The sequence below is a fragment of the Nocardioides sp. P4_G4 genome (genome assembly GCF_056401085.1).
The window spans coordinates 13,262-30,909 of the sequence record NZ_JBFUKA010000008.1 but is presented as its reverse complement, the minus strand read 5'-3'; the positions used below and the strand labels follow the sequence as shown (position 1 = coordinate 30,909).

General features: G+C 72.6%; 19 protein-coding genes. 11 read left to right on the top strand and 8 right to left on the bottom strand.

The window, feature by feature from the left end; genetic code table 11:
* Window positions 1-108: 108 nt before the first annotated feature.
* Together AC1DQF_RS03330 and AC1DQF_RS03325 are read left to right on the top strand one after the other, a co-directional pair.
* Window positions 109-1,359 (top strand): PspC domain-containing protein, encoded by a 1,251-nt coding sequence (locus AC1DQF_RS03330; RefSeq protein WP_477523789.1) that lies wholly within the window; start codon window positions 109-111, stop codon window positions 1,357-1,359.
* 10 nt (window positions 1,360-1,369) lie between these two features.
* The gene (locus tag AC1DQF_RS03325; RefSeq protein WP_477523788.1) at window positions 1,370-1,675 is read left to right on the top strand and encodes a hypothetical protein; all 306 of its coding nucleotides are present in this window, start codon (window positions 1,370-1,372) and stop codon (window positions 1,673-1,675) included.
* Window position 1,676: 1 nt separating this feature from the next.
* Here the strand turns inward: AC1DQF_RS03325 and AC1DQF_RS03320 are convergent, their stop codons facing one another.
* Window positions 1,677-2,726, bottom strand: a complete 1,050-nt coding sequence (locus AC1DQF_RS03320; protein ID WP_477523787.1) for a glycerophosphodiester phosphodiesterase family protein — start codon at window positions 2,724-2,726, stop codon at window positions 1,677-1,679.
* A 77-nt stretch (window positions 2,727-2,803) separates the two neighbouring features.
* Between AC1DQF_RS03320 and AC1DQF_RS03315 the strand changes: the two genes are divergently transcribed.
* From AC1DQF_RS03315 to AC1DQF_RS03280, 8 genes are read left to right on the top strand one after another with little or no spacing between them, the layout of a single operon-like run.
* The gene (locus AC1DQF_RS03315) at window positions 2,804-3,346 is read left to right on the top strand and encodes a YbaK/EbsC family protein (RefSeq protein WP_477523786.1); all 543 of its coding nucleotides are present in this window, start codon (window positions 2,804-2,806) and stop codon (window positions 3,344-3,346) included.
* A gap of 1 nt (window position 3,347) precedes the next feature.
* The gene (locus AC1DQF_RS03310; protein ID WP_477523785.1) at window positions 3,348-4,067 is read left to right on the top strand and encodes an alpha/beta hydrolase; all 720 of its coding nucleotides are present in this window, start codon (window positions 3,348-3,350) and stop codon (window positions 4,065-4,067) included.
* Between the two features lie 10 nt (window positions 4,068-4,077).
* On the top strand, window positions 4,078-5,793 hold the full coding sequence (locus tag AC1DQF_RS03305; protein ID WP_477523784.1) for an ABC transporter ATP-binding protein: 1,716 nt from the start codon (window positions 4,078-4,080) through the stop codon (window positions 5,791-5,793).
* Window positions 5,790-7,538: an ABC transporter ATP-binding protein gene (locus tag AC1DQF_RS03300; protein WP_477523783.1), complete on the top strand. Its 1,749-nt coding sequence runs from the start codon at window positions 5,790-5,792 to the stop codon at window positions 7,536-7,538. Before AC1DQF_RS03305 ends, AC1DQF_RS03300 begins: the two co-directional genes overlap by 4 nt.
* A gap of 2 nt (window positions 7,539-7,540) precedes the next feature.
* Window positions 7,541-8,275 (top strand): YqjF family protein, encoded by a 735-nt coding sequence (locus AC1DQF_RS03295; RefSeq protein ID WP_477523782.1) that lies wholly within the window; start codon window positions 7,541-7,543, stop codon window positions 8,273-8,275.
* A 55-nt stretch (window positions 8,276-8,330) separates the two neighbouring features.
* Entirely contained in the window at window positions 8,331-9,371 is a 1,041-nt protein-coding gene (locus AC1DQF_RS03290) for an LLM class F420-dependent oxidoreductase (protein WP_477523781.1), read from the top strand.
* Window positions 9,359-10,318, top strand: a complete 960-nt coding sequence (locus AC1DQF_RS03285) for an oxygenase MpaB family protein (RefSeq protein WP_477523780.1) — start codon at window positions 9,359-9,361, stop codon at window positions 10,316-10,318. Before AC1DQF_RS03290 ends, AC1DQF_RS03285 begins: the two co-directional genes overlap by 13 nt.
* Entirely contained in the window at window positions 10,311-11,459 is a 1,149-nt protein-coding gene (locus AC1DQF_RS03280) for an acyl-CoA dehydrogenase family protein (protein ID WP_477523779.1), read from the top strand. Before AC1DQF_RS03285 ends, AC1DQF_RS03280 begins: the two co-directional genes overlap by 8 nt.
* A gap of 13 nt (window positions 11,460-11,472) precedes the next feature.
* Here the strand turns inward: AC1DQF_RS03280 and AC1DQF_RS03275 are convergent, their stop codons facing one another.
* Entirely contained in the window at window positions 11,473-11,748 is a 276-nt protein-coding gene (locus tag AC1DQF_RS03275; protein ID WP_477523778.1) for a hypothetical protein, read from the bottom strand.
* Between the two features lie 116 nt (window positions 11,749-11,864).
* Here AC1DQF_RS03275 and AC1DQF_RS03270 point away from each other — a divergent pair, with 116 nt between their 5' ends.
* Window positions 11,865-13,325 carry a protein adenylyltransferase SelO gene (locus AC1DQF_RS03270; protein WP_477523777.1) on the top strand — a complete coding sequence of 487 codons (1,461 nt, stop codon included), beginning with the start codon at window positions 11,865-11,867 and terminating at the stop codon, window positions 13,323-13,325.
* Between the two features lie 12 nt (window positions 13,326-13,337).
* Here AC1DQF_RS03270 and AC1DQF_RS03265 read toward each other — a convergent pair whose 3' ends face one another.
* The 6 genes from AC1DQF_RS03265 to AC1DQF_RS03240 all read right to left on the bottom strand — a co-directional run bounded on the left by AC1DQF_RS03265 (window position 13,338) and on the right by AC1DQF_RS03240 (window position 17,584).
* Window positions 13,338-13,946 carry a GDSL-type esterase/lipase family protein gene (locus AC1DQF_RS03265; protein WP_477523776.1) on the bottom strand — a complete coding sequence of 203 codons (609 nt, stop codon included), beginning with the start codon at window positions 13,944-13,946 and terminating at the stop codon, window positions 13,338-13,340.
* A 48-nt stretch (window positions 13,947-13,994) separates the two neighbouring features.
* Window positions 13,995-15,428: a DUF222 domain-containing protein gene (locus AC1DQF_RS03260; protein ID WP_477523775.1), complete on the bottom strand. Its 1,434-nt coding sequence runs from the start codon at window positions 15,426-15,428 to the stop codon at window positions 13,995-13,997.
* 51 nt (window positions 15,429-15,479) lie between these two features.
* Complete coding sequence (locus tag AC1DQF_RS03255; RefSeq protein WP_477523774.1) at window positions 15,480-15,743, bottom strand: hypothetical protein; 264 nt, start codon at window positions 15,741-15,743, stop codon at window positions 15,480-15,482.
* A 196-nt stretch (window positions 15,744-15,939) separates the two neighbouring features.
* Window positions 15,940-16,404 carry an SGNH/GDSL hydrolase family protein gene (locus AC1DQF_RS03250; protein ID WP_477523823.1) on the bottom strand — a complete coding sequence of 155 codons (465 nt, stop codon included), beginning with the start codon at window positions 16,402-16,404 and terminating at the stop codon, window positions 15,940-15,942.
* A 36-nt stretch (window positions 16,405-16,440) separates the two neighbouring features.
* Window positions 16,441-17,286, bottom strand: a complete 846-nt coding sequence (ppk2, locus tag AC1DQF_RS03245; protein WP_477523773.1) for a polyphosphate kinase 2 — start codon at window positions 17,284-17,286, stop codon at window positions 16,441-16,443.
* A 61-nt stretch (window positions 17,287-17,347) separates the two neighbouring features.
* Complete coding sequence (locus AC1DQF_RS03240) at window positions 17,348-17,584, bottom strand: hypothetical protein (RefSeq protein ID WP_477523772.1); 237 nt, start codon at window positions 17,582-17,584, stop codon at window positions 17,348-17,350.
* Window positions 17,585-17,648 lie beyond the last annotated feature (64 nt).

Sequence of the window (17,648 nt, the reverse complement as noted above, 5' to 3'; positions counted from 1 at the left end):
CATGAGGCACGACCCCGGCTCGACCCTGAGGTGCGACCCCTCGGGCACCAGCAGCTTTCAGGGTCGTCACCGATGGTCCGACGACGACGCAGCACCCACGCTGGAGACATGAACACCACCACTCCTCCACCCGACACCACCCCGGACCCGCCGGCGGACGAGGCCGCTCCGCCGGCGGACCAGGCCACCGTGCCGCCGGCCCACCCGCTGGCCGGCGGCCCCCGCGTGAGCACCGAGCAGATGCGCGACCTCGGCCGGCTGCGTCGCTCGGTCGACGACCGGCACGTCGCCGGCGTGGCCGGCGGCCTGGCCCGCCACCTCGACATCGACCCGATCATCGTGCGGGTGGCGCTGGTGGTGCTGGTGTTCTTCGGCGGCTCCGGCCTGCTGCTGTACGCCGCGGGCTGGCTGCTGGTGCCCGAGGAGGGGACCGAGGACCAGCCCCTCGGCCTCGACGAGCGCAGTCGCAGGATCGCGCTGATGGGTGCCGGGGTCCTCGCCGCCCTGGCGGCGCTCGGCGACTGGGCCGGAGCCTTCTGGTTCCCCTGGCCGGTCGTCGTGGTCGCCCTGCTGGTGCTGTGGTTCCTCAACCGCAACCAGCGGCACTCCGCGGCCGTGCCGGGCACGCCGCCGGGCGCCACCCCGACCGTCACGAGCGGCCCGACGTACACCGGCTCGACGTACACCGGCTCGACGTACACCGGCTCCACCTATGCGGGCTTCACACAGACCGGCCCCACGTACGTCCGCCCCCGCAACCCGCGCAAGCGCGGACCGATCCTCTTCTGGGCGACGCTCGCCCTCATCGCGATCGGCATCGGCACCCTGGGGGTGATCGACGGCGCCGGCACCGATGTGCCCGAGGCGGGCTACCCGGCCCTGGCCATGGCCATCACCGGCGCGATGCTCGTCCTGGGCGCCTTCTGGGGCCGCGCCGGCGGCCTGATCCTGGTCGGGTTGGTCGCCGGCGTCGCCACCCTGGGCGCGACGGCGTCGGGCGACTGGGACGGGACCAGCCTCGCCTACTCGCCCACCACCCCGGCCGAGGTGCGCGACAGCTACGACCTCGGGACCGGCGAGATGACCCTGGACCTCTCGGGCGTCACCGACGTGGAGGACCTCGACGGCCGACGCATCACCGTCGACGGCGGGGTGGGCGCGATCGAGGTCGTCCTCCCCCGCGGCATGGACGTCTCGGTCGACGCCTCGGCCGGGGTCGGCAACGTCGACGTCCTCGGGCAGGAGAGCGGCGGGCTCGACGTCCAGCAGGACGGCTTCGTCGACGGCGGCGACGAGGTGCCCGACATGACCATCGAGGTGGACCTGGGCATGGGCCAGGTCACCGTGCGCGAGCAGTGAGGACGAGGACATGGACGAGTTCACGAGGGACGACATGAACGACATGAACGACGACACCTACGGCGTGGCCCACGAGCCGGCCCTGCCTGCCGAGCCCGACCGCGACGCCAGCGGTCGGCACCCGGTCAACGTCGGGCACCTGGTGATGGGCGTGGCCTTCCTGGGCCTGACCGCGATCTGGGCGCTCTTCGCCTCGGACTCCATCGACTCGGGCGACCTGCGCTGGCTGATGCCGCTCCCCTGGCTCGCGGCCGGCGTGGCCGGACTGCTCGCGGTGGTGCTGACCGGCCGCCGCCGCGGGGGCTCGACGTACTGAGTCAGGCGCGGACGGCCCGCAGGGCCGCTTCGGGGTGGTCGGTGATGATCCCGTCCACCCCCGCGTCGAGCAGGGCCCGGACCTCGCCGCCCATGTCGCCGTGCGCGTCGGGGGCCGCACCGCGGCGCAGGTTCGTCGGCAGGAAGCGGTTCTCGGCCCGCAGCGTCCACACGTGGACGGTGAGCCACGCGCGGTGGGCGTCGCGGACCAGGGAGGACGGCTCGCCGATGGCGCCGTGGGCGTCCCGTGGCAGCACGAGCCCCTTGTGGGCCCCGATCCCGTCGGCGTAGTCGTCGATCCGGGCCAGCCCCTCGCGGGTGACCAGGTCGCCGTACGTCGTGGGGTCGCCGACCGCGGCCAGGTCCGCGGGCCGGCGGTGGCCCAGGTCCAGCAGCTGCACGACCGGCAGCCGGGTGCGCCCGGCCAGCCGCCGCAGGACGGTCGTCTCGAAGGACATCAGCGTGACCCGCGCCCACGGGTGGTCGAGACCGTGCCGGGCGAGGTCGGCCAGCAACGGCCGGTCCAGCGGAAGTCCGAGGGAGTCGAGGTACGCCGCGTGCTTGAGCTCGACCAGCACGCCGACGGGGCGCCCGCGGCGCACGGACTCGGCGCCGACCATGGCCAGCACCTCGGTGAACGTCGGCACCCCCTCCGCACCGTCCCAGGCGGTGTTGGCGAAGCGCGTCCGGGGCATCCGCTCGCGGGCCGTGAGGGTCTTGAGCTGGGCCAGGGTGAGGTCCTCGGCGAACCAGCCGGTCGTCTCGACGCCGTCGATCGTGCGGGTGGCGCGCATGTGCGCCAGCTCCGGGTGGTCCGCCACGTCCGTGGTGCGACTGATCTCGGACTCGTGGCGGGCGACGAGCACGCCGTCGCGGGTGATCACCAGGTCGAGCTCGATGTCGTCGACCCCCATCCGGATGGCCGTCCGGTAGGCGTCCAGGGTGTGCTCGGGGCGGTGCCCGCTGGCGCCGCGGTGGGCCACGACCGACGGGGTCAGCACGAGGCTGGAGGTCCGGCCGAGGACGGGCCCGGTGGTGTCCAGCACGGTCATGGACCCAGCGTCCGGTCCCCACGAGGCGCCGGCGGGACCGTGGCGCGACCTCAGGGTGAATGCCACATGATGGTCGGGTGACGCTGCCGACCTTCCCCCGCCTGGAGTCCCTGCCCGTGCTCGACCACCTCGACCTGGTGGCACCTCCCGTGGCCGCCGCCCTGGGTGCGTGGTCCGGCGCCGGGCGGGTCGCGGTGGTGGCGATCGACCCCGACCTCGCCGACACGGCCGCGATGACGGCCGAGTACGAGCTGCCGCTGGCGGGGTCGGGCAACTGCGTGGTCGTCTCGGGTCGTCGTAGCGGCGAGGAGAGGACCGCGGCCTGCGTCGTCCGCGCCGACACGAGGGCGGACGTCAACACCGTCGTCCGGCGGCTGCTGGACGTCCGCAAGGCGACCTTCCTGTCGATGGAGCGCGCCGTCGAGGAGTCCGGCATGGAGTACGGCGGCATCACCCCGGTGGGCCTGCCGCAGGACTGGCGGCTGATGGTCGACGAGCGCCTCCTGTCCGAGCCGGTCGTCATCGTGGGCTCGGGCGTACGCCGCTCCAAGCTGCTCGTCCCGGGCAGCAGCCTCGCGGACCTCCCCGGCGCCGAGGTCGTGCCGGACCTGGGCCGCTGACGTGCCGTCGACGCGTGCCCGGCTGGTCGCCACCCACGTGCCCCGCGACCCGGAGGGCGTGGTGCTCGTCCTGCACGGAGGCGCCAGCCGGGCCGAGCAGGCGACGGTCAGCCCCGCCCAGCTGTCCGTGCTGCGGATGGTCCCGGTGGCGGGACGGATCGCCCGTGCCGGGAGGAAGCGCCTGGCGGTCTACCGGCTGCTCAACTCGCACCGCGGTTGGGACGCCACGACCACCCCGGTGATGGACGTCGCACGGGCGCTCGACGAGGTGACGCGGTCGCTCGGCTCCCTGCCCACCGCCCTGGTGGGGCACTCGCTCGGTGGCCGGGCGGCCCTGCTCGCGGCGGACCGTCCCGGCGTCCGGAGCGCCGTCGCCCTCAACCCCTGGGTCTACCCCACCGACGACGCCGACCTGACCGGCCGCGACGTCCTCGTGGTGCACGGCACCGACGACCGGATCGCCTCCCCGGAGCGCGCCGCGACGGTCGCACGACGACTCTCCACCACGGCCCGCGTCGGCTACGTCACCGTGCTGGGAGGGCGCCACGCGATGCTGCGCCACGGCGGCATGTTCGAGCGGTACGCCGCGGAGTTCGTGACCGCCACCCTGCTGGGCACCGAGCCCACCTCGGCGGCCGTCTCCGCGGTGCTCGCCGGGGCCGGCTTCACCGAGGTCCGAGGGCCCGAAAAGGATTCGTCCGGGGGGCCTGTCCGAACGTAGGTTGGGGCGAGTGCGTGATCTCCCTGTCCTCGACCCCGGCACCGCCGACCACCGGTCCCCGCGACTCTTCCTGTGGTGGCTCGCGAAGGGCCAGTGGCCCACCCTGCTGGGCGGCATGGGATTCGGGATCGTGTGGATGTCGTGCCAGGCCGTGCTGCCCGCCGTGCTGGGCCTCGCGATCGACCGCGGGGTCGCCGCCAAGGACCAGCAGCAGCTGCTGCTGTGGGCCGGCGTCATGCTGGCCATCGGCCTCGTCCAGGCCTTCACCGGGATCATGCGCCACCGGTTCGCGGTCACCAACTGGCTCACCGCGTCGTACCGCGTCGTCCAGCTCGTCACCCGCCAGACGGTGCGGCTCGGCGGTGCGCTCCCCCGCAAGGTGAGCACCGGCGAGGTGATCGCGATCGGCACCAGCGACCTCGACCACATCGGCAACGTGATGGACGTGACCGCCCGCTTCGCCGGCGCGATCGTGTCGTTCCTGCTGGTCTGCGGCATCCTGCTGAGCACCTCGGTCCAGCTCGGCCTCGTGGTCCTCGTCGGCGTGCCGCTGCTGATGCTGGTCCTGGGTCCGCTGCTCCGGCCGCTCCAGGCCCGCAGCGCGACGGAGCGCCAGATGCGCAGCGAGCTGTCCAACACCGGCACCGACATCGTCGGCGGCCTGCGGGTGCTGCGGGGCATCGGCGGCGAGCAGGTCTTCTTGGCCCGCTACCGCCGCGAGTCGCAGGCCACCCGCACCGCGGCGGTCAACGTCGCCAAGCTCCAGTCGGTGCTGGACGCGCTGCAGGTCTTCCTGCCCGGCACCTTCGTGGTGCTCGTGGTCTGGCTGGGCGCGCGCTCGGCGGTCGCCGGCGAGATCTCGGCCGGCGAGCTGGTCGCGTTCTACGGCTACGCGGCGTTCCTGATGCTCCCGCTGCGCACCGCGACCGAGTTCGCCAACAAGGTCATCCGCGGCCTCGTCTCCTCCCGGCGGATCTGCAAGGTGCTGGCCCTCGAGCCCGACCTCGTCGAGCCCGCCCTCCCCGCCGACGCGCCCGCCCCCGGCTCCGCGCTGCACGACGCCCGCACYGGGCTGCGGGTCCGTCCCGGCCTGATCACCGCGATCGTGAGCGAGCGGCCAGACGACTCGGCCCTGCTCGCCGACCGCCTCGGCCTGGCCGCGCCCGAGCCCGACGACGACGTCACCTGGGGCGGCACGCCCCTCACGTCGCTGCGCCAGGCCGACGTGCGCGAGCGCATCCTCGTCTCCGACACCGGTGCATCCCTCTTCGCCGGTCGGCTCGGGGACCGTCTCGACGAGCGGGGCGGCGGCGACGTCGGCCGAGCGATCCACACCGCGTCGGCCGAGGACATCCTCGAGGCGCTCCCGGAGGGTCTCGACTCGGTCGTCACCGAGCGCGGCCGCAGCTTCTCCGGCGGCCAGCGCCAGCGGCTGGTGCTGGCGCGCGCCCTCGCCGCCGACCCGGAGGTGCTGGTGCTGGTCGAGCCGACCAGCGCGGTCGACGCCCACACCGAGGCGCGGATCGCGTCGCGCCTGCGCGACCACCGGGCCGGTCGCACCACCGTGGTCACCACGGTGAGCCCGCTGCTGCTCGACGCGGTCGACGAGGTCGCGTTCCTCGTCGACGGCCGTGTCGTGGCCGTCGGCCCGCACGCCGACCTGCTGGACAGCGAGCCCGCCTACCGCGCGGTCGTGGTCCGCGACGTGGAGGTGGCGGCACGATGAGCGTGACCACCCGACTCCCCGTCGCCGACGGCCGCGCCGTGCGCCGCTACGTCCGCCAGGTCGCGCAGCGACACCCCGCCCTGCTCTGGTCGGCGCTCGGCCTCCACGTGCTGGCCGCGCTCTCGGCGCTCGCCGCCCCGCGCCTGCTCGGCGACCTCGTGCAGGCCGTCGAGGACGGCACCACCGTGGACCGCGTCGACGAGATCGCGATCTGGCTGGCGGTCTTCCTGCTCGCCCAGTCGGTGCTGACCCGCTTCGCCCGCTACCGCTCCCAGGTGATGGGCGAGCTGGTGCTGGCCGAGCTCCGCGAGGACTTCGTCAAGAACACCCTCGCCCTCCCGGTCGGCACCGTCGAGGCAGCCGGCTCCGGGGACCTCCTCACCCGCACCAGCAGCGACATCGACCGGCTCGGCTGGTCGGTGCGCTGGGCCCTGCCGGAGTGGACGATCGCAGTCGTCACCGCGGTGCTGACCTTCGCCGCCGCGCTGAGCGTCGGCTGGTGGGTCTTCCTGCCCTGCCTGCTCGCGGTCCCGCCGCTGGTCACCGGGCTGCGCTGGTACCTCGCCCGCGCCAAGGACGGCTACCTGCGCGAGACGGCGTCGTACTCCCAGATCACCACCACCCTCTCGGAGACCGTCGACGGGGCGCGCACCGTCGAGGCCCTCGGCCTCGGCCGGCGGCGGGTGGAGACCGGCGACGCCGACTGCGCCGCGTCGTACGACGCCGAGAAGTACACGCTTCGGCTGCGCACCGTGTTCTTCCCGAGCATGGAGCTGGCCTACCTGCTGCCGGTGGTGGGGACGCTGCTCTTCGGCGGCTGGCTCTACACCCGTGGCCAGGTCTCGCTCGCGGAGGTGACCACGGCGACGCTCTACGTGCAGATGCTCATCGACCCGGTCGACCGGCTGGTCTCGATCCTCGACGAGCTCCAGCTCGGAGCCGCCTCCCTCGCCCGCCTGCTCGGCGTCGCCCAGGTCCCCGACGACCGGTCGGTCTCCGGGGAGCGGCCGACGAGCGAGAAGCTCGAGGCCAGCGACGTGCGCTTCTCCTACGTCGAGGGGCGCGACGTGCTGCACGGTGTGGACCTCGACGTCGGGGTCGGCGAGCGGATCGCCATGGTCGGTCCGTCCGGGGCCGGCAAGTCGACCCTGGGCCGGCTCCTCGCCGGCATCCACCCGCCGCGCACCGGCCAGGTGACTGTCGGCGACGTCGGGCTGGTCGAGCTGCCGCTCGACGAGCTGCGCGGGCACGTGGCGCTGGTGACCCAGGAGCACCACGTCTTCGTGGGCACCCTGAGGGAGAACCTCGTCCTGGCCCGTCCCGACGCCTCGGACGCGGAGATCCGTCAGGCGCTCGACGCCGTCGACGCGCTGGAGTGGGTCGACGTGCTCCCGTCGGGGCTCGACACGCTGGTCGGCTCCGGGGGCCGCGCCCTGACCGCCGCGCAGGCGCAGCAGGTCGCGCTGGGCCGGCTGGTGCTCGCCGACCCGCACACCCTCGTCCTCGACGAGGCGACCTCGCTCATCGACCCCCGCGCCGCTCGGCACCTCGAGCGGTCGCTGGCCGCCGTGCTCGACGGACGCACGGTCATCGCGATCGCGCACCGGCTCTTCTCCGCCCACGACGCCGACCGGGTGGCCGTGGTGGAGGACGGGGTCATCTCCGAGTTCGGCTCGCACGACGAGCTGGTCGCCGCCGGCGGGTCCTACGCCGCGCTGTGGGAGTCCTGGCACGGGAAGGCCTGAGCGTGGAGCCCGAGCCGATCACCGCGCTGTCGCCCCGGCCCGCCGGGCGCACGGTCTTCACCCAGCGCTGGTCGGAGCTGGCCTTCCTGCACTGGGCCGTCCCGCCTGAGCGGGTGCAGCCCCACCTCCCCGCCGGCACCCGGCCGGACACGATCGACGGGTCGACGTACGTCGGGCTCATCCCCTTCTGGATGCAGGGCATCGGGTTCCTCGGTTCGCCGGGACTGCCGTACGTCGGCTCGTTCCACGAGACCAACGTCCGGCTCTACTCGGTCGACGAGCAGGGTCGTCGGGGCGTGGTGTTCGTCAGCCTCGACGCGTCGAGGCTGGCCCCGGTCCTGGCCGCGCGCTGGGGCCCGCGGCTGCCCTACCTGTGGTCGCGGATGGACCGTCAGCGCACCGGCACGCGGGTGACCTACACCTGCTCGCGCCGCTGGCCGGGCCCACGGGGCACCCGGTCGCGCATCTCGCTGGACGTCGGCGACCCCTTCGAGGCCGGACCGCTCGAGCACTTCCTCACCGCGCGCTGGGGCCTGCACCTCTCCGACCGTGCCGGGCGGACCCGCTACTGGCCCAACGAGCACCCCACCTGGCCGCTCCGCCGGGCGGTCGTCGACGAGGTCGACGACGAGCTGCTGGGCGCGGCGGGGTTCGCCGACCTCGCCGCCCGAGCGCCGGACCACGCGATGTTCTCGCCGGGCGTCGACGTCGTCTTCGGTCCGCGGCTGCGTCGCTGACGCGCGGGACCCGATCTCCTTGCGATTGTGACAGTAACGGTGTCACAGTTGGGGCATGAAGCTCTCCATGCCGCTGATGTACGCCGGGAACCCGCGCGAGGCCGCCGACCAGGTCAGCGCGCTCGAGAAGGCGGGCCTCGACACCGTCTGGGTCGCGGAGGCCTACGGCTTCGACTCCCCCACGCTGATGGGCTACCTCGCGGCCAAGACCGAGACCATCGAGATCGGCGCGGCGATCCTCAACATCTACTCCCGCACCCCCGGCGCCCTGCTCCAGACCGCCGCCGGCCTCGACAACGTGTCGGGCGGGCGCGCCATCCTCGGCCTCGGGGCGAGCGGGCCGCAGGTCATCGAGGGCTTCCACGGCGTCCCCTACTCCAAGCCGCTGGGCCGCACCGCCGAGGTCATCGACATCGTGCGCCGCGGCCTCAGGCGCGAGCCGCTGACCAACGACGGCATCATCAAGCTGCCCCTCACCAAGGAGGACGGCGCTATCACCGGCCTCGGCAAGCCGCTGAAGATCCTCACCCACCCGGACCGTGACACCATCCCGATCTACATCGCCGGCCTCGGCCCCAAGAGTGTCGAGCAGGCCGCCGAGATCGCCGACGGGTGGATCCCGATCCTGTTCCACCCCGAGAAGGCGCACCTGGTCTGGGGCGACGCGCTGGCGGCCGGCAAGGCCAAGCGCTCAGCCGACCTGGGCCCGCTCGAGGTCAACGCCGGGGGCATGGTCGCCATCGGTGAGGGTCCGGAGACCAAGGCCCTGCTCGACCTCGCGCGCCCGACCTTCGCGCTGTACGTCGGCGGCATGGGCGCTCGCGGCAAGAACTTCTACAACGACGTCGCCTGCGCCTACGGCTACGAGAAGGAGGCCGCGGAGATCCAGGACCTCTACCTCTCGGGCAAGAAGAAGGAGGCGGAGGCCCTCATCCCCACCGACTGGCTGGAGGCGGCCAACCTCGTCGGCCCCGCGTCGTACGTCCAGGAGCGGATCGCGGCCTTCGGCGAGGCCGGCGTCACCAACCTCTCGCTCACCCCCGCCAGCGCCGACCCGGCCGCGACCATCGCCCAGGTGAAGGAATGGGTGTCCTGAGCCGGACGGCCCCGGGGCGGCGGCTGTCCCGGTTGCTGGCCCACCCCCGCCGCTTCGAGCACCTGCGCACGATCCGGGCCCTCGACCCGGAGCGCGACGCCGACGTGATCCTCGGCCTGACCGCGCGCCACGAGTTCCCGTGGGACTACTCGCAGGGCACTGGGATCGCGTTCATGCGCGACTACGGTGTGCCGTCGATCTCGCGGCTGCTGCACCGGACCGGCGAGTTCGAGCACGACGGGGTCAAGCGCTACGACGACACGATCCTCATCGGGCAGGAGGCCACGGTCGACGGGATCGACAGCGAGCGCGGCCACGCCGCCGTCCGCCGCCTCAACCGGATCCACGGCCACTACGACATCCCGCCGGAGGAGTACGCCTACGTCCTGGCCACCACGATCGTCGGCCCGGTCCGCTGGATCTCGCAGTACGGCTGGCGCCCCCTCGACCCGCACGAGCTCACCGCGATCACCCGGGTGACGACCCGTTTCGGTGAGCTGATGGGCCTCCGGGACCTGCCCACGACGTACGACGGCTACCTCGCCCTGCTGGTCGACTTCGAGCGCACCCACTTCGCGCAGGACCCGGCCAACACCGCGCTCGCCGAGGCGAGCATCGACATCGCCCGCACCGTCGCTCCCCCGCCGCTGCGCCCGCTCGTGCGGCGGGTCACCGTCGCCCTGATGGACGAGCCGCTGCGGGTCGTGCTCGGGATGCCGGCCCAGCCGGCCTGGTTCGTGCGCCTCGTGCGCCGCGGCCTGCGGCTTCGCGGGCTCCTGCTGCGCTTCGCGCCCCCACGCGCCGAACCGCTCCTCCACCGGGCGTCGACGTACCCCGGAGGTCACCGCCTCTCCGACCTCGGACCGCTCGCCATGCTCGACGCCCTCAACACCCGTCCCGACGTCACCCCACCCGCCTCACCACCCGCAAGGAGCACCCATGCCTGAGCGCCCGTCGATCCTGGAGCAGGAGCACGAGGACTTCCGCGCCACCGCCCGCGCGTTCTTCGAGCGGGAGGTCACGCCGTACCACGAGAAGTGGGAGGCCGACGGCATCGTCGACCGCGACGTCTGGCGCAAGGCGGGCGATGCCGGGCTGCTGTGCTTCGACGTCGAGGAGGCCTACGGCGGGCCGGGGATCAGCGACTTCCGCTACAACATGGTGCTGGCCGAGGAGGCCGCCCGGGCCGGTGCCTCCGGCCCGGGCTTCGCCGTGCACACCGACATCATCGTCCCCTACATCTCCTCGCTCGGGACCGAGGAGCAGAAGCAGCGCTGGCTGCCGGGGCTGGTCTCGGGTGAGCTGATCTCGGCGATCGCGATGACCGAGCCGGGGGCCGGATCGGACCTGCAGGGCATCCGTACGACGGCGGTCGACGCCGGCGACCACTACGTCCTCAACGGGTCCAAGACCTTCATCAGCAACGGGATCCTCTCCGACCTCGTGATCGTGGTCTGTCGAACGGATCCCGACGCCGGCCACCAGGGCATCAGCCTGCTCGTGGTCGAGCGCGACATGGAGGGCTTCGAGCGCGGCCGCAACCTCGACAAGATGGGGCTGCACGCGCAGGACACCGCCGAGCTGTCGTTCACCGACGTGCACGTGCCCAAGTCCAACCTGCTCGGCGCCCCGGGCTCGGGGTTCGTCTCGCTGATGGAGAACCTCCCCCAGGAGCGCATCTCCATCGCCTGCATCGCGGTCGCCGCGATCGAGCACGTCCTGGAGCTGTGCCTGGCCTACGCCAAGGAGCGCGAGGCGTTCGGCAAGCCGATCGGAAAGTTCCAGCACAACCGGTTCGTGCTCGCCGAGATGGCCACCGAGGCCCACATCGCGCGGGTCTTCGTCAACGACTGCGTGCTGCGGCTCAACGCCGGCACCGTCGACACCTCGCTGGCGTCGATGGCGAAGTGGTGGACGACCGAGCTGCAGAAGCGGGTCGTGGACGCGGGCGTGCAGCTGCACGGTGGCTACGGCTACATGAGCGAGTACCCGATCTCCAAGGCCTACACCGACTCGCGCATCCAGACCATCTACGGGGGCACGACCGAGATCCAGAAGGAGATCATCGGCCGGATGCTGGGGCTCTGACCGGGCTGCTCGCTCAGAGCGGCTCGTCGGCAGGCACGATCGACGTGACCACGACGGTGCCGTCGTCGTCCCCCACCACCAGCCGACTGCCGGCGAGGCCCCGCAGGCACTCCCGGACGGTGTCGAGATCGAGGCCGGTGTCGGTGGCGATGTCCGCCTCGGTGACGGGGACCGGGTTCTTCCACTCGTCCGGAGGCACCGAGTAGGGGTCGAAGTCCGTCTGGGCGGCGGCCCACAGCTGGAGGGCGGACTCGAGCACGATCTCCTGCGGCGACAGGTCTGAGGGCATGGCGTCGACCGTACTGGCTACTCGCTGTCCTGGTCCTCCTCGGGCTCGAACGTTGATCGACGCCGGTGGTCGTCGTCGACCCCGTACCTCGTCGTCGAGCGACGTACGCTCGAGGGGTGAGTGTCACTCCCGTCCACGTGGACCTCCTCGGCGGCTTCGCCCGCGACCTGGCCGACATGGCCGTCCCCTGGCAGGCCGAGAGCACCCCGGACCCGCAGCTGCTGGCCCTCAACACCCGGCTCGCCGCCGAGCTGGGTCTCGACCCCGACTGGCTGCGCACCCCCGCGGGGATCGGCCTGCTGACCGGCACGGCACTCCCCGTCGGCGCCACCCCGGTCGCGCAGGCCTACGCCGGCCACCAGTTCGGCGGCTTCTCGCCGCGTCTCGGCGACGGCCGCGCACTGCTGCTCGGGGAGGTCGTCRACACCGACGGAACGCTCCGCGACCTCCACCTCAAGGGGTCGGGTCGCACGCCGTTCTCCCGGGGCGGCGACGGGCTCGCCGCGGTCGGCCCGATGCTGCGCGAGTACGTCGTCAGCGAGGCCATGCACGCCCTCGGCATCCCCACGACCCGCGCGCTGTCCGTCGTGGCGACCGGTCGCCGGGTGCGACGCGAGGAGCTGCTGCCCGGCGCCGTGCTGGCGCGGGTCGCCAGCAGCCACCTGCGTGTGGGGAGCTTCCAGTACGCCGCCGCGACGGGCGACGTCGCGCTGCTGCGCCGCCTCGCCGACCACGCGATCGCGCGTCACCACCCGCAGGCAGCTGCGGCCGAGCGCCCCCACCTCGCCCTGTTCGACGCCGTGGTCGCCGTGCAGGCGAGGCTGGTGGCCGCGTGGATGACGGTGGGCTTCGTCCACGGAGTCATGAACACGGACAACATGACGATCTCGGGCGAGACCATCGACTACGGCCCGTGCGCCTTCCTGGACGCGTTCGATCCCAGCACGGTCTTCAGCTCCATCGACGAGGGTGGTCGCTACGCCTACGGCAACCAGCCCGTCGTGGCCGAGTGGAACCTCGCCAGGCTCGCCGAGGCCCTCCTTCCCCTCATCGACGACGACCAGGAGCGGGCGGTCGCGCACGCGGTCGAGTCGCTGGGCGCGTTCCGTCCGCAGTACTCCGCCGCGTGGTCGGTCTCCATGCGCGCCAAGCTCGGGCTGCCGGTCGGCCTCGACGACTCCGTGGCCACACCGCTGGCCGAGGAGCTCCTGGACCTGGCCGAGCGGGGCCATGTCGACCATACGTCGCTCTACCGAGCCCTGGCCGCGACCGCTCGGGGCGACGCCGAGGCCGCCCGCGGGCTCTTCCTGGACCTGCGAGCCTTCGACGACTGGTGCGCCCGGTGGCAGGCGACCGGCCCCGACCCGGACGCCATGGACCGGGTCAACCCCGTCCACATCCCACGCAACCACCTCGTCGAGGAGGCCCTGGACGCGGCGGTGCTCGGCGACCTCACGCCGTTCGAGCGGCTCCTCGAGGCCGTGACCGCGCCCTACGACACCCGTCCCGGTCTCGAGCGGTACGCCGCCCCGGCCCCGGACGACTTCGGCCGCTACCGGACCTTCTGCGGCACCTGACCACGCCGCTGGTCAAGACGCCGTCCGGAGGTTCTCCACCGCGAGGACAAGCGTCGGCAGGAGCGCGTCGGCGATGACGGCGTACCCCGCACTGGAGGGGTGGAAGCGGTCGGCGGAGAACAGCGACGGGTCGGTGGCGAAGGCCCGCGACGCACGCTGGTCGGGGTCCGCCACGTGGGCGCCCTCAGCCAGCACGGCCGCTGCCTGCTGAGCGCGGAGGGAGTCGCCCGCCGCACGCACGACCTCGCGCAGGAACTCGGGCACGTGCGGTACCGCGCTGAGGTCGGGTGCCGGCGCGACCACCACCTCGGCGCCTGCGATCCGCAGCCTGCGGACCGCCGCAGCCAGGGCCCTCGCCGCTGCGTCCACCGGCTCGCGATGGGTGAGGTCGTTGGCCCCGATCACCACCACCGCCAGGGCCGGGTCCCACGCGAGTGCCGCGCTCACCTGGGTGGCCAGACCGGAGCTGCGCGCGCCCCGCACGGCGAAGACCTCGACGTCCACCTCGAGGCCACGCACCGCCAGACCGTCGGCCAGCCGGGGCGCCAACCGCTCGCGCTTCCGTGCGGCACCCTGTCCCCAGGCGATCGAGTCCCCCAGCACTGCCAACCGAGTCGTCATCCCCCAAGGAGACCAAACGCACCAAGGGGTGACGATCCGTCGGGCAGGTCAGGCCGCCAGCCCGAGAAGCTCCCGGCTGACCCGCAGCTCGGCAGGACTGGCCGGCGACACACTGGTGCCGAGCCGCCGCGTGCCGGTGTGGTCGACGAGGTACATCGCGCCGTGGGGGTCGCGCCACACGTAGATCCCCGGGAAGGGTTGCTGCACCTGCCACGCACCGTGGGTCTTGATCCGGTGGTGGTGCCGGCTCATCGGGCCGTAGTTGCCCACCCTCGACTGCCCCGCGGGTCGGTCCGTGCCGTGCCGGAAGGCCACGGTGTGGTCGATCTGCTGGGTGCGGGAGGTGCTGGACCCCCAGGGGAAGGTGTCGGCCGGCGTCATGAGATGCACGGCCTGCCTATGTCGGTCAGGGATCTCGTAGGCGTCGACGGGGGCCAGCCCGGCGACGTCGAGGACGGGCTTGATCGTGAACGTGGCGTGCGGACCGAGGTGCGTCCTCAGCCAGGCCTCGGTGACGGGGCCGTGGCCCTCGACGCGGGCGACTCCGGTCTCCTCGTCGCTGGCGTAGAGGTGCAGCATCAGCACCACGCTGGGCATGAGGGCGTCCCACTCGACCACGGGCCGCTCCCCCGTGCGCGCGGGATCGTGACCCTCGGCGGGATCGGCGGGATCGGCGGGATCGGCGGGATCGGCGGGGCGGTCGCGCCACGCGGCATAGGCGGTCAGCAGGTCGACCGCGCGCTGCGGGTCGGTGAGGACGAGGACGGCCTTGACCCGGCGCTCGTCCTCGGGGTCGGTGTCGCCGAGGTCGGCCAGGACGCGTGCGAGGTGGGCCACGATCGCGTCGAGCCGGGCGATGACGTGGAGCGGCGCCCGGACGTAGAAGCCACGCATCCCCTCCTCCGTGGAGCGGGTGGCGTTGGCACACTGCCGTCGGGCCTGCTCCTCCTCGCGGGCGGCGGCCGCCTCGGGATCACTGGCCGCGACGGCACCGATGACGAGGTCCTCGAAGCGCGACCACGGGATGCGCCCGTCGGCGGCCTCGACGACCCGCGAGTCGACGTACGCCGCCTGCTCGATCGTGAGGTCGCGGGTGCGGCGCGCGACGAAGCGGGCATAGGACGCGCGGACCTCGAGCGCCTCGACGCGGCGCCACAGCTGTGGCAGACGGATCACCAGGTCGAGCGCGTCCGCCATCAGCGAGAAGGCGGACCATGACGTGATCGCGAGCCTCGCGCCCAGCGCGGCGCAGCAAAACTCCGCGACGTCCGGTGTCCCCACCCCACCGAACCGCTTGGCCCGCTCGCGGCCGGGGAGGCGCGTCCGGTCGGGATCAAGACGCTCCGGGTTGTTGATGATCGCGTGCTGGACCGCGATGCGAAGCACCTGGACCTCGCACTCGCGCTGGCTGCGCGACACCGCCTCGGCGTGATCGAGGAGGTCGGCCTCGGTCAGCTCGCGGAGGTCGGTGGTCAGGTCCATGTCTCCACTCAAGCACCAGCCACCGACAACGGCCGGGGCCGAGCCCGGCGGCTACGAGCCCTGGCGCCCGGCCAGCTCCCGCTCGGCGCGGGCGAGCCAGGTGAGTCCCCTGACGCTGTCCCAGGACCCGGCGGCCAAGCCTTCCGACGCTGCGCGAGCCGACTCGTAGAGGCTCGTCGCCTCGGAGCGTCCAGCGACCTCGATCGACAGCATCGCCAGCGACTCGACGCTCTCCCACGAGCCCGGCCGAAGCCCCGAGGCCGCGTCGAGGGCCCGGTCGAGCGGCGAACGGGTGTCACGGTTGCGTCCGAACACGGTGTCTCCTTCGACGATGTGCCGCGACCCTAGTGGCCGCGACCACGGGCTGCACGGCTCCACGCCCGTCGTCCGTCGTCCGTCGGGACAGGACCAGCGGGCAGGGGCGAGCCATCGCAGCCGCCGTTGTCGGTCAGCACGCGCTGGATGCTGACGTCTCGGTCGGCGACCCAGGGAGCCCGCAAGACGCGTGCGGCTACTCGGGCCGCTGTATCGCTGCCGCGATGGCGGGTAGCAGGACTCCGTAGCCGCTGCCGTTGAGGTGGACGCCATCACCGGTGAACGCCGTGGAACCCAACGGACCGAGCAAGAGGTCCGCCTGCACCACTCGGACGCCGTTCTCGGCGCAGGCGGCGACACCCGCGTGGCGGTACTCGTCCAGGAGAGCGTTGCTTCGATCTGCCGAGCCGGTCAACCGGGACTCGACGACGCCCGGCGGCGCGACGTACGCACAGCAGCCGGTGGGGACCAGTCGGAAGCATGACGACAGCGCTTGCCTGAAGTCGGGCAGCGCGACGCGCTTCCACGGTGCCGCGTCGTTGGTGCCCACGGAGACGACAAGGAAGTCATCCGCGCGCACCCCGCCAGATCCCGCCGAACGCGTGCGAGGTGGCTGTCTCCCAGAAGCACCGTGCGCACGACCCGAGGGTGACCGTCGCACCTGTGACGGCTCGATCGCATCCACTCATGCCGGCGACTAGAAGAGCGTCGGGACGAACGTCTGCTCCTGCATGGGCGGCCGGACGTACCCGAAGTCCCGGACCTCGGGGAGCTCGACGACCGGCGGCGCCACGTCCTCGTACTCGAACTGCGAGAGCAGGTGGCTGATGCAGTTGAGCCGGGCCGCCCGCTTGTCGTCGGACGGGACGACGTACCAGGGCGCCTGCTTGATGTCGGTGTACTGGAAGGTGGTGTCCTTGGCCATCGAGTAGCGGATGTAGAGCTCGCGCTCCGCGAGGTCCATGTCGGACAGCTTCCACCGCTTGAGCGGCTCGGCGTTGCGCGCCTCGAACCGCTTGCGCTGCTCCTCGACCCCCACCGAGAACCAGTACTTCAGCACCACGATCCCGGACCGGACCAGCATCCGCTCGAACTCCGGGCAGCTGCGCAGGAACTCCTGGTGCTCGTCCTCGGTGCAGAACTCCATCACCCACTCGACGTTCGAGCGGTTGTACCAGCTGCGGTCGAAGAGGACCATCTCCCCCTTGGCGGGCAGGTGCTCGACGTACCGCTGGAAGTACCACTGGGTCCGCTCGCGATCGGTCGGCTTGGGCAGCGCCACGATCCGCACCGTGCGCGGGCTGGTGCGCTCGGTGATGCGCTTGATCACCCCGCCCTTGCCGGCCGAGCCTCGTCCCTCGAAGATGACCAGCACCTTGAGGTCCTGCGACTGGATCCAGTACTGCAGCAGCACGAGCTGCTCCTGCAACCTCTCCATCTCGGCGTCGTAGACGGCGGACCGCAGGCGCCCCGAGCTCTTGTAGCGCGCGGAGTCGGTGCGATCGGGGTGGCTGCGGTGCGACGAGGTCGAACGGGCTGACATGGCGCCTCCTGTGCGCCTCATCGTCGCCCCGGGTGGGCCGTCCGGCAAGGGGCCGTCGTGCTCAGCCCTCGGGAAGGGCCGCGAACGAGCGCTTGACGTCGCGGTACCACCCCATGCCCGCGATCGGCCGCTTCCACCGACCCTTCATCGCGTCGCGGGCGGGCACGTGTGCCTCGTCGCCGTCCGAGACGAGAGTCTTGAGGTGGGCGTCCTGGGCCTTGATCACGTCGTCGGCGGTCGCTCCCCGCAGCTCGTGCTCGCACGGGCCGCCGAGCTGCTGGCAGGTCATGGTCTTCATGGATCGTCCCTTCTCTCCGGGCGGCCACCGTGGCCGACACCCCCTTGACGACGTACGACGTGGG